The following is a 13,624-nucleotide window of genomic DNA, read 5'->3' on the forward strand; positions in this document are numbered from 1 at the left end:
TTCAGAGCTGGTGCTGATAGGCGGATTTGAACCGCCGACCTCACCCTTACCAAGGGTGCGCTCTACCAACTGAGCTATATCAGCACTTTTATAGATTGGAGCGTGCAGCGGGAATCGAACCCGCATCATCAGCTTGGAAGGCTGAGGTAATAGCCATTATACGATGCACGCACTCGTAACTCTGAGAGCTATTTCCTTAAGAATATGGTGGAGGGGGACGGATTCGAACCATCGAAGGCGGAGCCGGCAGATTTACAGTCTGCTCCCTTTGGCCACTCGGGAACCCCTCCAAAATTCTTTTTCTTAAAAGCTCTTTACTTTTAAAAAATGGTGCCGACTACCGGAATCGAACTGGTGACCTACTGATTACAAGTCAGTTGCTCTACCTACTGAGCTAAGTCGGCACATAAGTGGAGCGCATTCTATGGGATGATCTTTACCCTTGCAATAGGAAAATTGAAAAAAATATCTTTTATTCTCTTTCATCGCGATTTGATGTTCAATTTCATAGCAAAACGCTGTAAATTTGCACAGTAAATTGCTATAAAATACCATCTGGAACGAATCGCTGTTAAAATCTTTTCTCTCCCAAAACAGCAGATAAAAATCGATTAAAATTTACTCAACTACACTCATATCACAACGAGATGGCCGCTTTATTGCTCTTTTTTTGCTTTTTTTCTTCTTGGTTATTCTGTTCTGTAGTCAATATCTCTTGAATTCATCTTCACTTGATGTATTTTCGCAAGCTAGCTAATAAAAAATCGAGATTTTCTATGAGTCCTTATATGTCATTTAGCCGCAATCAATGGGCAGAACTTCGCAACGCTGTCCCTATGACATTGTCGGAAGAAGACTTACAAGAGCTTCAAGGTATCAATGAGAGCCTTACCATGAAAGAAGCGGTGGAAATTTACTTGCCACTATCTCGGTTACTAAACCTCTATGTATCAGCTCGACAAAGTCGCAATACCGTATTGCAGAGTTTCTTAAATAAGCAAGAGCCGTCAACGCCCTTTATTATCGGCATTGCAGGCAGTGTCGCGGTAGGAAAAAGCACCACCGCCCGTTTGCTTAAAGCGTTACTGTCTCGCTGGGATAAACACCCCAAAGTAGAGTTGATTACCACCGATGGTTTTTTGCTACCCAATCGAATATTAAATGAACGGGATTTGATGAAGAAAAAAGGCTTTCCTGAGTCTTATGATATGCGTCGCCTTGTTCAGTTTGTTTCAGACGTAAAAGCAGGAAAGAGGAATGTATCAGCGCCTGTTTACTCGCATATCACTTACGATTTAACCCAACATGAAAAAGTCGTTGATCGACCCGATGTGCTGATTATTGAAGGGTTAAACGTGCTGCAAAGTGGTATGGATTACCCTCATGATCCTCACCGGGTATTTATTTCTGATTTTGTCGATTTTTCTATTTATGTCGATGCCGAATCCGATTTGATCGAGCGATGGTACGTCGAGCGATTTTTGCAATTTCGCCAAAGCGCATTTAAAAAACCGGGGTCATACTTCTCCCACTACACCAAGATGAACCAACAACAAGCGATAAAAAAAGCGGAAGATATCTGGCGCTCTATTAATGGAAAAAACCTAAAACTCAATATCTTACCCACCAGAGAGAGAGCCCAACTGATCCTGAAAAAAGGGCTTAATCACACAGTTGAAGAAGTGTTACTTAGAAAATAGATGTCATCTTATTAAAGCTTATTCGCCTACTGAAAGGTGAATAAGCTCGCGATATCATTACTGCGCTCGAAGAGAAATTTCACCGCCAATAAAGCTCTCTACCCCTTGTTCAGTTTCTAAGAGCAGAGCTCCTTGTTCATTAATACCCTGAACAATGCCACTGATCTCCCTTTTGCCAAGGAGCAGTTTGGCTGGACGACCAATGAAATTATCAAGCCGATTCCAACGTTCCACAAACCCTAGCATCCCATTACTTTCATAATCCGTTAACGCGGCCTGCCACGCCTTTATCAATCCCACCGCCATGTCGTTACGCTCTGGCAATGACTCTGCCACTTCCATAAGTGACACCCAAGGTTGGTCGATACCCGATATTTTTTTCGACATGCTGACATTAAGTCCCATACCAATCACTAAATGTGCTGCACCACCAGCTTGCCCACTCATTTCAACCAAAATACCAGCCAATTTTTTGTCTTGATAATAGAGATCATTAGGCCACTTCAATTTAACCCCGTTGATCCCCATTTTTTCTAACGCTTCAACAATGGCGACACCGACAACTAAACTGAGTCCCATCGCGGCTGCCATGCCCGCATCTAACTTCCAGTACATGGAGAGGTAAAGATTGGAACCAAATGGAGAGATCCACTGCCTGCCTCGTCTGCCCCGACCTTGCGTCTGATATTCAGCAAGACAAACCGAGCCGCTTTCTAATTGCTCAACGTTATTCAATAAATGCTCATTGGTGGAATCAATAACTGAAATAAGTTCTACAGGCGATGAGATTTTCTGTTGTAAATAACGAAGATCTAGCAGTTGTAACGGCGTTGCTAACTTATAGCCTCGCCCTTGAACACTAAATACATCTAATCCCCAATCGATTAATCCTTTAATATGCTTGCTTACCGCAGCACGAGAAATATTGAGTTGTCCGCCGATTTCCTCTCCTGAAATAAACTCACCTTGTGCCAGTAGCTCAATGATTTTATGCTTTGCGAGATGCTCTCTCATCAATTTGTTCTCTCTATCAGCGCCAATAATGACGTTTCTTGCTGACCATCCATAAACCGAACTTCATGCTCTAAAGAAACAGAAAACTTATCGTAAACCACTTGGCGAACATGCTCAGCGAGAGCAACAATGTCTTCCGCGCTAGCTTTATCATGGTTAATTAATACTAACGCTTGCTTCTGATGTACTTGAGCGCCACCAACCTGCTGACCTTTTAGGCCACTTTTATCAATCAGCCACCCAGCGGCCAATTTCATCTCACCTGCAAATGGAAACGCGACAAGATCAGGAAACTGCTGCAATAGCGTTTGATAGTGAGAAACAGATACCACTGGATTTTTAAAAAAACTTCCGGCATTACCCATTACCGCAGGATCAGGTAACTTGCTCATTCTAACCTGACACACTTCATCAAATACACGCTGAGGCGTCAGGTGTTGCGCGGGAATATCCGCTAAGCTTCCGTAATTCACCAGTGGTTGCCACTCTTTATCTAACTTAATTCCCACCGCCATTATTACCACTCTGTTGTAGAGTGATTGTTTAAATATTGAATCCCGGTAGGCAAACAGACATTCATCAGCGCTGAGTCGTTGTTCAGATAGGTCATCTAGATGTAGTACATCAACGTATTGGCAAACATCTTTAAACTCTTTTCCATATGCACCAATATTTTGAATAGGAGCCGAACCGGCGCAACCTGGAATCAGAGCAAGATTTTCTAACCCCGCCATGCCTTGCTTAACGCTCCACTCAACCAGCTTAGGCCAATCTTCTCCGCCATTAACATGCAATAACCAGTTATTGCTATCTTCTGCGACGGTAATGCCTTTAATACGGTTAACAATAACCACACCATTATAATGCTGTGTAAACAGCAGATTGCTTCCTTTACCCAGCATCAATTTAGGTAATGAGGACCATTGCGGATCTTTATAAACGGATATGAGTTCTTCTTTCGACTCAATAATGACCAAAACCTCACAACTAACATCAATGGAAAAGGTATGAAAAGGTTTAAGGTTGGCTTTTTTATATATCTGCATAACGTTCAAGGATAGAATAACACTGGACCTATTCTACCCTATTGATCGAAGAAGCACAGTTTTGAATGAACGCTATCATTATTGAACCATTGGAGCCGATAAAGCTCCCATTAGTGCAGAAGTTATATAAGCAATATTACCCTTCTGCCAAAGCAAAAAAAGATGAACTAATTTTTACTGCATATTGTCATAATGATCTCTGTGCAGTAGTACGCTTTCGTACTATTGATAAGTGGCGGCTGTTAACGGGTATGCTAGTGATTCCTGAATATCGCCAACAAGGTATTGCTCATTTATTAATGCAAGAATGCCAGCGGCAGACATTAAAAGAAGGTGACTACTGTTTTGCCTTTGAACATTTAGCGCAGTTTTATACTCAACATGGTTTTAAGTCCGTCGCAGCCAATGCGCTTCCTAATACACTTGAGCAGCTATTTCAACGCTACTCAAATAGCGGTAAACACATTATCGCTATGAAATTTGTCAATAATTAACACTATCCAGTAAAAGTGACGATTATTATTAGTCACTAAGCATCTATCTTTGATAAAATTTGCTACTGGCTATTTTGAAGTAACCGAGGTCAACAACTCAATATGATGGCGTTTAATACTCCTTTTAAGAACATGCCGACAATTGCCGTAGAACCAGAGCAATTTGAAGTACTATTTGCAGCAAAAGATTTTCGTCACCGTTTAATCGAAAAAATACGCGTGGCAAAAGAACGGATCTATATTACTGCTCTTTATCTTGAGGATGATGATGCTGGACGCGAGATATTGACAGCGCTATACGAAGCTAAGCAGAACAATCCTCAGCTGGATATTATTATTTGTGTTGACTGGCATCGTGCTCAACGGGGACTCATTGGCGCAGAAAGTTCCGAAGGAAATGCGGCACTCTACAAAGCTTTTTCTCAAAAATATCAACACAAAATCCCAGTTTACGGAGTCCCGGTTAGAGGCCGAGAAGTATTTGGCGTACTTCACTTAAAGGGGTTTATTATTGATGACACCGTTTTCTATAGTGGCGCCAGTTTAAATAATGTCTATTTGCACTTTGATCAAAAATACCGATTTGATCGCTATCATATTATTGAAAACAAAACACTCTCTAATAGTATGGTGAGCTTTATTCAATCAGAAATGCTGTCTCATCCGGCGGTGAATAGATTATGCTGCGATGACAAACCTCATACCAAAGAGTTGAAGCAAGCTATTCGCCAGTTTCGGGCGTCATTGTCGCAATCTAGCTATCATTTTGTTGATCAGTCTATTTCTGACCAGCAAGTTGCTCTAACTCCATTAGTCGGGTTAGGTAAACGAAGAAACCGTTTAAATAAAAAAATAAATCAGCTACTTGCAAGTGCAAAAGATGAAATTTTCATTTGTACGCCCTATTTTAACTTCCCTAAAAGTGTCGCTAAAGAAGTAAAAAAAGCGATAAAACGAGGTGTAAAAGTCTCTATCGTAGTGGGAGACAAAACCGCGAATGATTTCTATATTCCACCAGAAGAAAGGTTTAAGACCATTGCGGGCTTACCATACCTATATGAATTAAATTTAAGACGTTTTGCTAAGGCGAATGAAGCAAATATGGCAAGCCGAAAGTTGTCTATTTACTTATGGAAGCATGATAAAAACAGCTACCATCTTAAGGGCATCTGGGTAGACAAAAAGCACATGCTGTTGACGGGTAATAATTTAAACCCAAGAGCTTGGAGTTTAGATCTAGAAAACGCGTTATTACTGCAAGATCCAAATGGTTTATTAAAAGAGAAGTTTGAGCATGAAATGGATAATATTCTGGAACATACTTCGTTAGTCGGCAGTTACCGGCACTTAGATAAAGTCGATACCTATCCAATGGAAGTGCAACGTTTACTAAAGAAAATCACTCGAGTTAAGGCGGATAAAGTACTGCAGAAAATACTATAGTATCACTCTCCTTCAAGAGTACCTCAGTTCACGACTCTATCTCTTACAAAGCCTTCTAATTTTAGAAGGCTTTGCTGCATTTTTAACAAGCACCATTGCATTCGTTGCAACATTGTTAATAAGAAACCATGAAATTCCTTCGCTTCTGAAACAATGTGAAAAGTACTATTTACTTTTTTTCTTATCATTATTTTCTTATCAATATTTTTTCTATCCCTACTCATTTTGGAGTAGATAAAATTAACCCTTAAGTGGTACAAGCCCCACATAGCAAGGGATTCATGGCTTGTATAAAAAAATGAACAGAGTAGTACCCACAAAGTGGTAAGGGTTAAAATGGTTATTTTCCCACCTATCAATAAAATTGAACTCAGCGCAAATTTTTGCAGAACGCTTTTCTGTTTGTCTCTGCAAATTGATCTAAATCAACCGTAATTGTTAGTTCAGTGTTAACTTTTATTAGTCATTAGTTTAGTTAGAGCTAATATACCTCGTTCTACTTATAATTAATATGTCTGTTAACAATAAAAAATAAAAAGGAAGGCCCATATGGATGGCTACGATCTCCTAGAGAAAAACGGCATAACCCGACGCTCTTTTATGCAATTTTGCACTGGTTTAGCCGCAACGATGGGAATCCATAACGCTTCTGCTGGTCAAACTGTTGCCGACGCACTAACACAAAAAACCAGACCTCCAGTAATTTGGATTGGTGCTCAAGAGTGTACAGGCTGTACTGAATCTTTACTTCGTTCTACTCACCCTACTGTAGAAAATCTCATTTTGGATATGATATCCCTTGAGTATCATGAAGTACTGTCCGCTGCTGCTGGACACAAAGTCGAAGAAAACAAGCATCACGCGATCGAAAAATACAAAGGAAAATATGTTCTTGTCGTGGATGGTTCCATCCCAATCAAGGATGGTGGTGTGTATTGCATGGTGGCGGGAAAACCAATCGTTGAACACATCAAGGAAGCGGCCGAACATGCCGCGGCTATTATTGCCATTGGTTCTTGCGCAGCATGGGGTGGTGTACCATCCATTGGTGTAAATCCTACAGACGCTCGTTCTCTGCAAGATATTCTTCCAGGAAAAACTATTGTGAATATTCCTGGCTGCCCACCAAACCCACACAACTTCTTAGCAACGGTCGCCCACCTTCTTACTTACAATAAGTTGCCTGGATTAGATGAAAAAGGCCGACCAACATTTGCTTATGGCCGACTTATCCATGAAAACTGTGAACGCCGCCCTCATTTCGATGCTGGCCGCTTTGCCGTTGAGTTTGGTGATGAAGGACACCGCGAAGGTTGGTGTTTATACAAGCTTGGCTGCAAAGGCCCAGAAACCTACGGCAACTGTCCTACTTTGGAGTTTTGTGATGTGGGTGGTGGCATATGGCCTGTTGGTATTGGTCACCCATGCATCGGTTGTAATGAAGAGAATGTTGGCTTTACCAAAAGCATTCACCAACTATCAAACGTTCGCTTACCCACACCTCCTGCCCAACTTCCTGAAGTAGGAACACAAGTCGGGGAGTCCGCCTCTCCGGGTGCATCTGCGCTACTAGGCGGCATAGCTGGGCTTGCTGCGGGTGTGAGTGTCATGACGGTTCGTGAACTTACTCGTCAAAATAAAGCCAAGGAAACCTCATCCGAAAATAATGAGGAGGCGTAATGGATCGCCGAAATTTTTTGAAGCTATCAGCGTCGGGGGCGGTTATTGCGACCACCAGTAACCCCTCTGCTGCTCGGGAACCGCTTCTTCCCCCATCGGAAGCTATTGGTATGCTCTATGACGCGACACTTTGCATTGGCTGCCAAGCTTGCGTGGTAAAATGTAAAGACGTGAACCATATGGAACCAAATCCAAATGGTGATCCTCAATGGGAGCAAAATAGCCATTTATCACCATATGCACTGAATGTTATTCGTAAATATTCTAGTGGTGATGGCACAGAAAAAGATGTTGAGTTTAATGGGTTTTCCTACGTTAAACGTCAATGTATGCACTGTGTCGATCCAAACTGCGTATCCGTTTGTCCTGTATCTGCAATGCAGAAAGACCCTGTTACTGGCATCGTCACTAACGATCCCGACATTTGTACCGGCTGTCGATACTGCATGGTTGCATGTCCTTACAACATTCCTAAGTATGAATATCACGACCCGTTTGGTCAGCTGCAAAAATGCCAGTTTTGTAACCAGGAAGGCGTGGAAAGAATCGACAATGGTCTTCTTCCAGGCTGTGTAGAGGTGTGTCCTACAGGTGCCATTCTTTATGGAAAACGTGATGAGCTGTTAACTGAAGCCAAAAAGCGCTTAGAGATGAAAGTGGGTGAAGATTACCGTTACCCAAGAGAGCGTATTGATGCCGGATTAGAACACCAGAAAGCGATACCTAAATACCACCCGCACGTTTATGGTGAAACGGAAGGTGGGGGTACTCAAGTACTGGTTTTATCTGGTATTCCACATGAGAAGCTTGATCTGCCTGACATGCCAGCCAAGTCATACGGAGCTCGTTCAGAGACGGTACAGCATACTTTGTATCAAGGAATGATGTTGCCATTTGCAGCATTTATGGGACTGATGTACGCCACGCGCAAAAACATGTACCAAGATGACAACAGTCATTCTGATACAGACTCATCAGCAAAAGATAAGGAAGATAGTCATGAATGATCATTCTGATGTAAAACCTTTGGGTGGTCGATTATTTACTTGGCCAGTCCTATTTTTTGGCTTTTTTGCCATTGTCTGTGTTGTGGTTATAGGCAAACGTCTGGTTCTCGGTTTAGGACCTGTCACCAACCTAAATGGTGGTTACCCTTGGGGAATCTGGATCGGTTTCGATCTATTAGTAGGTACGGGGTTTGCCTGTGGAGGATGGGCGCTCGCTTGGGCGGTGTATATCTTCAACAAAGGTGAGTATCACCCACTCGTCCGCCCTGCTCTACTGGCCAGTTTATTTGGTTACGCTTTGGGTGGTTTATCTATTTTGATGGATATCGGTCGCTGGTGGAACTTACCGTATTTTTATATCCCCGGATATTTTAATACCAACTCGGTTCTATTTGAAACGGCCATCTGTATGACCATTTATATGTTTGTACTTATGGTGGAGTTTGCCCCTGCCCTGTTGGAAAAACTAGGCTTGAAAATCCCTCTTAAGGTACTGAATAAGATCTTATTTGGTGTCATCGCGCTAGGTGCTCTATTACCTGCAATGCACCAATCATCAATGGGTTCGTTATTCTTATCTGCGGGTCACAAAATTCACCCATTATGGCAAAGCTACGAGTTCCTTCCGCTGTTTTCTTTACTTGGCGCTCTAATCATGGGCTTTTCCATTGTGGTATTTGAAGGTGGTTTGGTTGCTGCCGGAATGAAAGGGCGGATGCCCGATGAAAGACCACTGTTTAATAAACTTATCTCATTTGTTCAGATCTTAGTTGGGATGTTTATTGTGGTTCGTTTCCACTCTATCAACCTTACGGATAAATGGGAGTACGTGTTTGCAGGGGACATCTATTCTTGGCTTTTCTGGATTGAAAACTTCCTACTTCTATGGCCAATTTTATTGATCAAGCGTGTTCATAAGAGTGCAGTAATGCTATTTGCTGCCGCGATTAGTTTGCTCGTTGGCGCGGCTATGTATCGTATTGATATGGCCATTGTCGCCTACAACCCAGGTGACGGATATAACTACTTCCCATCTATAGAAGAGATACTACTTTCATTTGGCTTAGTTGCTATCGAAGTCGTGGGTTATATCGTCATCATTAAACTGCTTCCGGTACTTCCCGGTGTCAGTACTACAAACCGTATACACAAAGCCTAAGTGGCATAGAATAATTACAAAGGGATATCACAATGAGTCAACGTATTACTATTGATCCGATTACCCGCATCGAAGGCCACTTGCGTATCGATTGCGAAATAGAAGATGGAAAAGTTACCAATGCATGGTCATCAGGGACTATGTGGCGAGGAATGGAAGAGATATTAAAAGGGCAAGATCCTAGAGATGCTTGGGTGATCACTCAACGTATTTGCGGAGTGTGTACCACTGTTCATGCGATCGCTTCTGTTCGCTCTGTAGAAAGTGCTCTGGATTTAGATATTCCAGTGAATGCACAACATATTCGTAATATGATTGTTGCGGCCCACGGAATACACGATAACGTGGTTCACTTTTATCAACTATCTGCGCTGGATTGGGTTGATGTTGTTTCTGCTCTTTCTGCGGATCCAGTCAAATGTGAAAAAATCTGCGCACCTTTATCGACTTGGTCTCTAAACTCTGCTGCAGAATTCCAAAAAGTAAAAGACAAGCTACAAGGTTTAGTTGACAGTGGTCAGCTTGGTATTTTTGCTAACGGATACTGGGGACACAAAGAGATGAAACTCTCTCCTGAAGTGAACCTAATTGCCGTTGCTCACTATTTGCAAGCACTTGAATATCAAAGAAACGCCAACCGAATCGTTGCGATTCTTGGCGGTAAAACCCCTCATATCCAAAACTTGGCCGTGGGCGGTGTAGCGAACCCGATCAACCTTGATGCTCCAAGTGTGCTAAACCACGAACGATTGATGTACATAAAATCATTTATCGATCAGCTGGATGAATTTATCGAACAAGTGTACAAAATTGACGTGGCTATTGTTGCAGCTCACTATCCTGAGTGGCTGTCGATTGGGGAAGGGGTGACAAACTATCTATCCGTTCCTGATCTACCAACAGATGGCAAAGGCGGCAGTTTCTTAATGCCTGGTGGCTATATTGAGAATGGAGACATTTCTACCTTTAAGCCTATTACCAGCCATAAAGATCAATACCTAATCGATGGTGTAGAAGAGAGCAGTAAACACTCTTGGTACCAAGAGGATGGCCCATTCCATCCATGGGATGGTAAAACAAATCCGAACTACACAGGGTTTGAAGACGAAGGTAAGTACTCGTGGGTTAAATCTCCAACCTTCTACGGTAAAGCGGTTCAGGTAGGGCCTCTAGCTCAAGTTCTGTGTGCCGTCGCTGCTGGTGATGAATCCACCACCAAACATCTAAACGATGTACTTGGTACCTTTGAAGCTCTAACGAATATTAAACCTGAAATTAAGCACCTTCACTCAACTCTGGGCCGTCATGCAACAAGAGCCGTAAGGTGTGCCGTGTTAAAAGATATTCTCGCGACTGAATGGCAAGCACTTATAGACAATATTGCCACTGGCGATACCACTACGTTTGTTAAACCTTACTTCCCTTATGGTGTAGTAAAAGGAGTCGGCTTCCATGAAGCACCACGCGGTCTGTTGTCTCACTGGATTGTCATTAAAGATGGCAAAATAGAGAACTATCAAGCCGTTGTTCCTTCAACTTGGAACTCGGGTCCAAGAAACAGTAATGACGATCTAGGCCCATATGAACATTCACTGATTGGCACACCAGTAGATGACCCAGAAAATCCTTTAGAGGTGATTCGGACCATTCACTCATTTGACCCATGCATGTCATGTGCGGTGCATATTGTTGATACCCGAGGAAAAGGTATCACCAAAGTAAAAGTATTGTAGTCATCTAAACTAACCAAACGATGGCATAGCACTATGCCATCGTAATCATTAAACCACCTTTACCAAGTGAGTCGTAAGAGGGAAATTCCATTGAATATTCTAGTGTTAGGTGTCGGTAATTTATTGCTTAGCGATGAGTCCGTAGGTGTCCATACAGTGAATCAACTTGAAGATGAGTATCTCTTTCCAGAAGGAATCGATGTCGTTGACGGGGGGACAGCTGGAATGGAACTGCTTGATTATATCGCCAATAGAGAACATATCGTCATCGTTGATGCCGTATTAACTGGCGACGAACCCGGTACTGTCGTCACTCTTAAAGACGATGATGTTCCAGCACTGTTTAACAACAAGGTCTCTCCTCATCAGTTAGGCTTGTCCGATCTTCTCGGTGCATTAAAGCTAACAGGAGAGTCCCCAAAAAACATTTTATTAATCGGCATAGTTCCTGAATCAGTAGAACCGGGATTAGAAATGACCCATACCGTTAGCAAAGCCATTCCAACCATTAAAAAGTTGGTGGTAGACCACCTGCAAGACATCGGTATCACTTTGCAAAAGAGAGAGGCACCTGTATGTGCATAGGTGTGCCTTCCAAAGTCGTTAGTTTGTCTGATGATAATTTATCTGCGGTGGTGGAGTCCAAAAATGGTCAACAGACCGTCAGCCTACTGATGATGGACAGTGGTGTTCAAGTAGGTGATTACTTACTTATTCAGGTGGGTGGGTTTGCCGTAGACAAAATGGATAGTGAAGAAGCACTTAAAGCGATTGAGTTAATAAAAGCCATTGAACATGGAGACATAGAACGTGCCATTGAACTTTACTAATAATCCTGCGGAACTCGTTGAGCAAGTATTTACCGACATTCATCTCAATGAGATGGCTGACTTGCCTTTCGTGAATCCATATCTATCTGTAAAAAGTGTTGGTTTCGCTCTCTTTGAGGGTGATTGGCTTGGTATATTGCTTACTCCTTGGACATTAAGTGCACTGGTTATCGCAGGTCCTAATCGAAACTGGCAAGATTTTACTGTCGGCGACAAATTTGGCCTAAAGCTACCATCCGGTGACTACACTTTTTTTGTAGGGCAACATGAAAAGTTAGGTACTTATCTCTCTTGTTCATTGCTCTCTCCAGTTGGCGATATTGCGAATCAACAAGCAGGATTAAAACTGGCGGAGGATATTCGCCGCTTAATTACCGCCATTCCAACCACTGAATTACATGTAGATGACCAATCTCGTCGAGCGTTATTTGGCAAGCTACTAAAAACTGAGCTAACCAGTTAAATGTCTACTCAATTGCCCACCAACAAGATAGCTATTGCGGCTCCTTCTGCCGGGCATATTAATTTATACGTAACGGTTGAAGAGACAGTAATCACGAACGTATCCATTGCCAATAAACGCCCTCAACATATAGGGCGCTTACTGTGTAACTTATCTTCATCTGACGCACTAAATCGAATTCCAACACTTTTTATGTTGTGCTCTCAAGCACAGCAAAGTGCCGCACTTGGTGCATTATTACACGCAACAGGAAACGCTTTTTCCAGCACTCAAATTGAACGTATGTCTGTCGGCTGTGCACTTGAATGGTTAAAAGAACACTGCTGGCAATTATGGCAAATGGAGAGAGAGCTATTTGGAGCTGACTTTGCAACAGAAGAGAGCATTGCATTAAGTCGTCTGCTGCTCCAGCAGTTACGAACACTGACACCATTATCTATGTCTGATTGCCAACCAGTACCTCAACCAGATTGGCACGCGATTCAATTAGCACTTGAACCACTGTTTGGTGTACCAGTACAAACATTTATCGATTTTTCCATGAAACAACTCGATCAATGGGCTCAATGTAACTCCCCTTATGCACAACTTTTTTCCGCCATGCTAGCAACAGAAATCAAAAATTTTGGAGCCACAGCCGGTGAACAGTGCGACCAAGAGAGTGGCCCCCTCTTACGCCAGAAAAATCATCCCCTTGTGGTGAGTGCAATGAGCAACTGGGGAAACAGTATCACCACCAGAACGTTAGCTCGACTGGTGGAAATAGCCTCTGTCAGCCAACACCCTGAACAAGCAATGCCGACTATGATGGGAGAAGCCTTCGCTTCAAGAGGTACGGTAAGTCATCAAGTCTCGATGGATACGCAAGCGAGAATAACCAACTATAAAATTGATGCACCGACTGACCGTTACTTCTCTGACAATGGCTTCGTTGTCCGTTCATTGATAGGACAAAAGTTTGTTGGCGAACAGTGGATTAGACAGTTGATATGGGCAATTGATCCCTGCGTTGAATTTTCTATCCATCTCAATACAACACATGGAGAGCACTAAAT

13 protein-coding genes and 4 tRNA genes are annotated in these 13,624 nt (G+C 42.5%); 11 read left to right on the forward strand and 6 right to left on the reverse strand.

The genetic code is table 11. The features are described 5' to 3' along the window. Positions 1-8: 8 nt before the first annotated feature. The 4 genes from CHJ_RS14155 to CHJ_RS14170 form a co-directional block, all read right to left on the reverse strand. Positions 9-84: transfer RNA gene (locus tag CHJ_RS14155), tRNA-Thr, on the reverse strand. Between the two features lie 12 nt (positions 85-96). Next, positions 97-171: transfer RNA gene (locus CHJ_RS14160), tRNA-Gly, on the reverse strand. 34 nt (positions 172-205) lie between these two features. Then, positions 206-290, reverse strand: a tRNA-Tyr gene (locus CHJ_RS14165). 38 nt (positions 291-328) lie between these two features. Continuing rightward, a tRNA-Thr gene (locus tag CHJ_RS14170) sits at positions 329-404 on the reverse strand. Between the two features lie 372 nt (positions 405-776). Between CHJ_RS14170 and coaA the strand changes: the two genes are divergently transcribed. Further along, on the forward strand, positions 777-1,700 hold the full coding sequence (coaA, locus tag CHJ_RS14175; protein WP_317917970.1) for a type I pantothenate kinase: 924 nt from the start codon (positions 777-779) through the stop codon (positions 1,698-1,700). A 57-nt stretch (positions 1,701-1,757) separates the two neighbouring features. Here the strand turns inward: coaA and birA are convergent, their stop codons facing one another. Together birA and murB are read right to left on the reverse strand one after the other, a co-directional pair. Then, the gene (gene birA / locus CHJ_RS14180) at positions 1,758-2,714 is read right to left on the reverse strand and encodes a bifunctional biotin--[acetyl-CoA-carboxylase] ligase/biotin operon repressor BirA (RefSeq protein WP_171755226.1); all 957 of its coding nucleotides are present in this window, start codon (positions 2,712-2,714) and stop codon (positions 1,758-1,760) included. Beyond that, the gene (gene murB, locus CHJ_RS14185) at positions 2,714-3,760 is read right to left on the reverse strand and encodes a UDP-N-acetylmuramate dehydrogenase (protein WP_317917971.1); all 1,047 of its coding nucleotides are present in this window, start codon (positions 3,758-3,760) and stop codon (positions 2,714-2,716) included. The genes birA and murB overlap by 1 nt, the downstream gene beginning before the upstream one ends. Positions 3,761-3,825: 65 nt before the next feature. Here murB and CHJ_RS14190 point away from each other — a divergent pair, with 65 nt between their 5' ends. The 10 genes from CHJ_RS14190 (at position 3,826) to CHJ_RS14235 (ending at position 13,622) form a co-directional block, all read left to right on the forward strand. Continuing rightward, positions 3,826-4,254 (forward strand): GNAT family N-acetyltransferase, encoded by a 429-nt coding sequence (locus CHJ_RS14190; RefSeq protein ID WP_171755224.1) that lies wholly within the window; start codon positions 3,826-3,828, stop codon positions 4,252-4,254. A gap of 102 nt (positions 4,255-4,356) precedes the next feature. Continuing rightward, the gene (gene pssA, locus CHJ_RS14195) at positions 4,357-5,697 is read left to right on the forward strand and encodes a CDP-diacylglycerol--serine O-phosphatidyltransferase (RefSeq protein WP_317917972.1); all 1,341 of its coding nucleotides are present in this window, start codon (positions 4,357-4,359) and stop codon (positions 5,695-5,697) included. A gap of 549 nt (positions 5,698-6,246) precedes the next feature. Then, complete coding sequence (gene hybO / locus CHJ_RS14200; protein WP_171755222.1) at positions 6,247-7,377, forward strand: hydrogenase 2 small subunit; 1,131 nt, start codon at positions 6,247-6,249, stop codon at positions 7,375-7,377. Beyond that, complete coding sequence (hybA, locus tag CHJ_RS14205; protein ID WP_171755221.1) at positions 7,377-8,384, forward strand: hydrogenase 2 operon protein HybA; 1,008 nt, start codon at positions 7,377-7,379, stop codon at positions 8,382-8,384. The genes hybO and hybA overlap by 1 nt, the downstream gene beginning before the upstream one ends. Further along, positions 8,377-9,543, forward strand: a complete 1,167-nt coding sequence (gene hybB / locus CHJ_RS14210) for a Ni/Fe-hydrogenase cytochrome b subunit (RefSeq protein ID WP_171755220.1) — start codon at positions 8,377-8,379, stop codon at positions 9,541-9,543. Before hybA ends, hybB begins: the two co-directional genes overlap by 8 nt. 32 nt (positions 9,544-9,575) lie before the next feature. Continuing rightward, positions 9,576-11,276, forward strand: coding sequence for a hydrogenase 2 large subunit (gene hybC, locus CHJ_RS14215; RefSeq protein WP_171755219.1), 1,701 nt, complete (start codon positions 9,576-9,578; stop codon positions 11,274-11,276). 90 nt (positions 11,277-11,366) lie between these two features. Beyond that, on the forward strand, positions 11,367-11,861 hold the full coding sequence (locus tag CHJ_RS14220; protein ID WP_171755218.1) for a HyaD/HybD family hydrogenase maturation endopeptidase: 495 nt from the start codon (positions 11,367-11,369) through the stop codon (positions 11,859-11,861). Beyond that, complete coding sequence (locus tag CHJ_RS14225) at positions 11,852-12,106, forward strand: HypC/HybG/HupF family hydrogenase formation chaperone (protein WP_171755217.1); 255 nt, start codon at positions 11,852-11,854, stop codon at positions 12,104-12,106. The genes CHJ_RS14220 and CHJ_RS14225 overlap by 10 nt, the downstream gene beginning before the upstream one ends. After that, the gene (gene hybE, locus CHJ_RS14230) at positions 12,087-12,569 is read left to right on the forward strand and encodes a [NiFe]-hydrogenase assembly chaperone HybE (protein WP_171755216.1); all 483 of its coding nucleotides are present in this window, start codon (positions 12,087-12,089) and stop codon (positions 12,567-12,569) included. The genes CHJ_RS14225 and hybE overlap by 20 nt, the downstream gene beginning before the upstream one ends. Continuing rightward, positions 12,570-13,622: a hypothetical protein gene (locus CHJ_RS14235; RefSeq protein WP_317917973.1), complete on the forward strand. Its 1,053-nt coding sequence runs from the start codon at positions 12,570-12,572 to the stop codon at positions 13,620-13,622. It abuts the gene before it with no gap. Positions 13,623-13,624 lie beyond the last annotated feature (2 nt).

This window comes from Vibrio sp. MACH09 (assembly GCF_033238805.1).
In the GTDB taxonomy this organism is placed as follows: domain Bacteria; phylum Pseudomonadota; class Gammaproteobacteria; order Enterobacterales; family Vibrionaceae; genus Vibrio.

Bases quoted from the DNA above. Each gene is read 5' to 3' on its own strand.
- murB (WP_317917971.1), bottom strand. From the start codon at position 3,760: ATGCAGATATATAAAAAAGCCAACCTTAAACCTTTTCATACCTTTTCC.
- CHJ_RS14225 (WP_171755217.1), top strand. From the start codon at position 11,852: ATGTGCATAGGTGTGCCTTCCAAAGTCGTTAGTTTGTCTGATGATAAT.
- hybA (WP_171755221.1), top strand. From the start codon at position 7,377: ATGGATCGCCGAAATTTTTTGAAGCTATCAGCGTCGGGGGCGGTTATT.
- hybB (WP_171755220.1), top strand. From the start codon at position 8,377: ATGAATGATCATTCTGATGTAAAACCTTTGGGTGGTCGATTATTTACT.
- CHJ_RS14235 (WP_317917973.1), top strand. From the start codon at position 12,570: ATGTCTACTCAATTGCCCACCAACAAGATAGCTATTGCGGCTCCTTCT.
- coaA (WP_317917970.1), top strand. From the start codon at position 777: ATGAGTCCTTATATGTCATTTAGCCGCAATCAATGGGCAGAACTTCGC.
- birA (WP_171755226.1), bottom strand. From the start codon at position 2,714: ATGAGAGAGCATCTCGCAAAGCATAAAATCATTGAGCTACTGGCACAA.
- CHJ_RS14190 (WP_171755224.1), top strand. From the start codon at position 3,826: ATGAACGCTATCATTATTGAACCATTGGAGCCGATAAAGCTCCCATTA.
- hybO (WP_171755222.1), top strand. From the start codon at position 6,247: ATGGATGGCTACGATCTCCTAGAGAAAAACGGCATAACCCGACGCTCT.
- pssA (WP_317917972.1), top strand. From the start codon at position 4,357: ATGATGGCGTTTAATACTCCTTTTAAGAACATGCCGACAATTGCCGTA.
- hybC (WP_171755219.1), top strand. From the start codon at position 9,576: ATGAGTCAACGTATTACTATTGATCCGATTACCCGCATCGAAGGCCAC.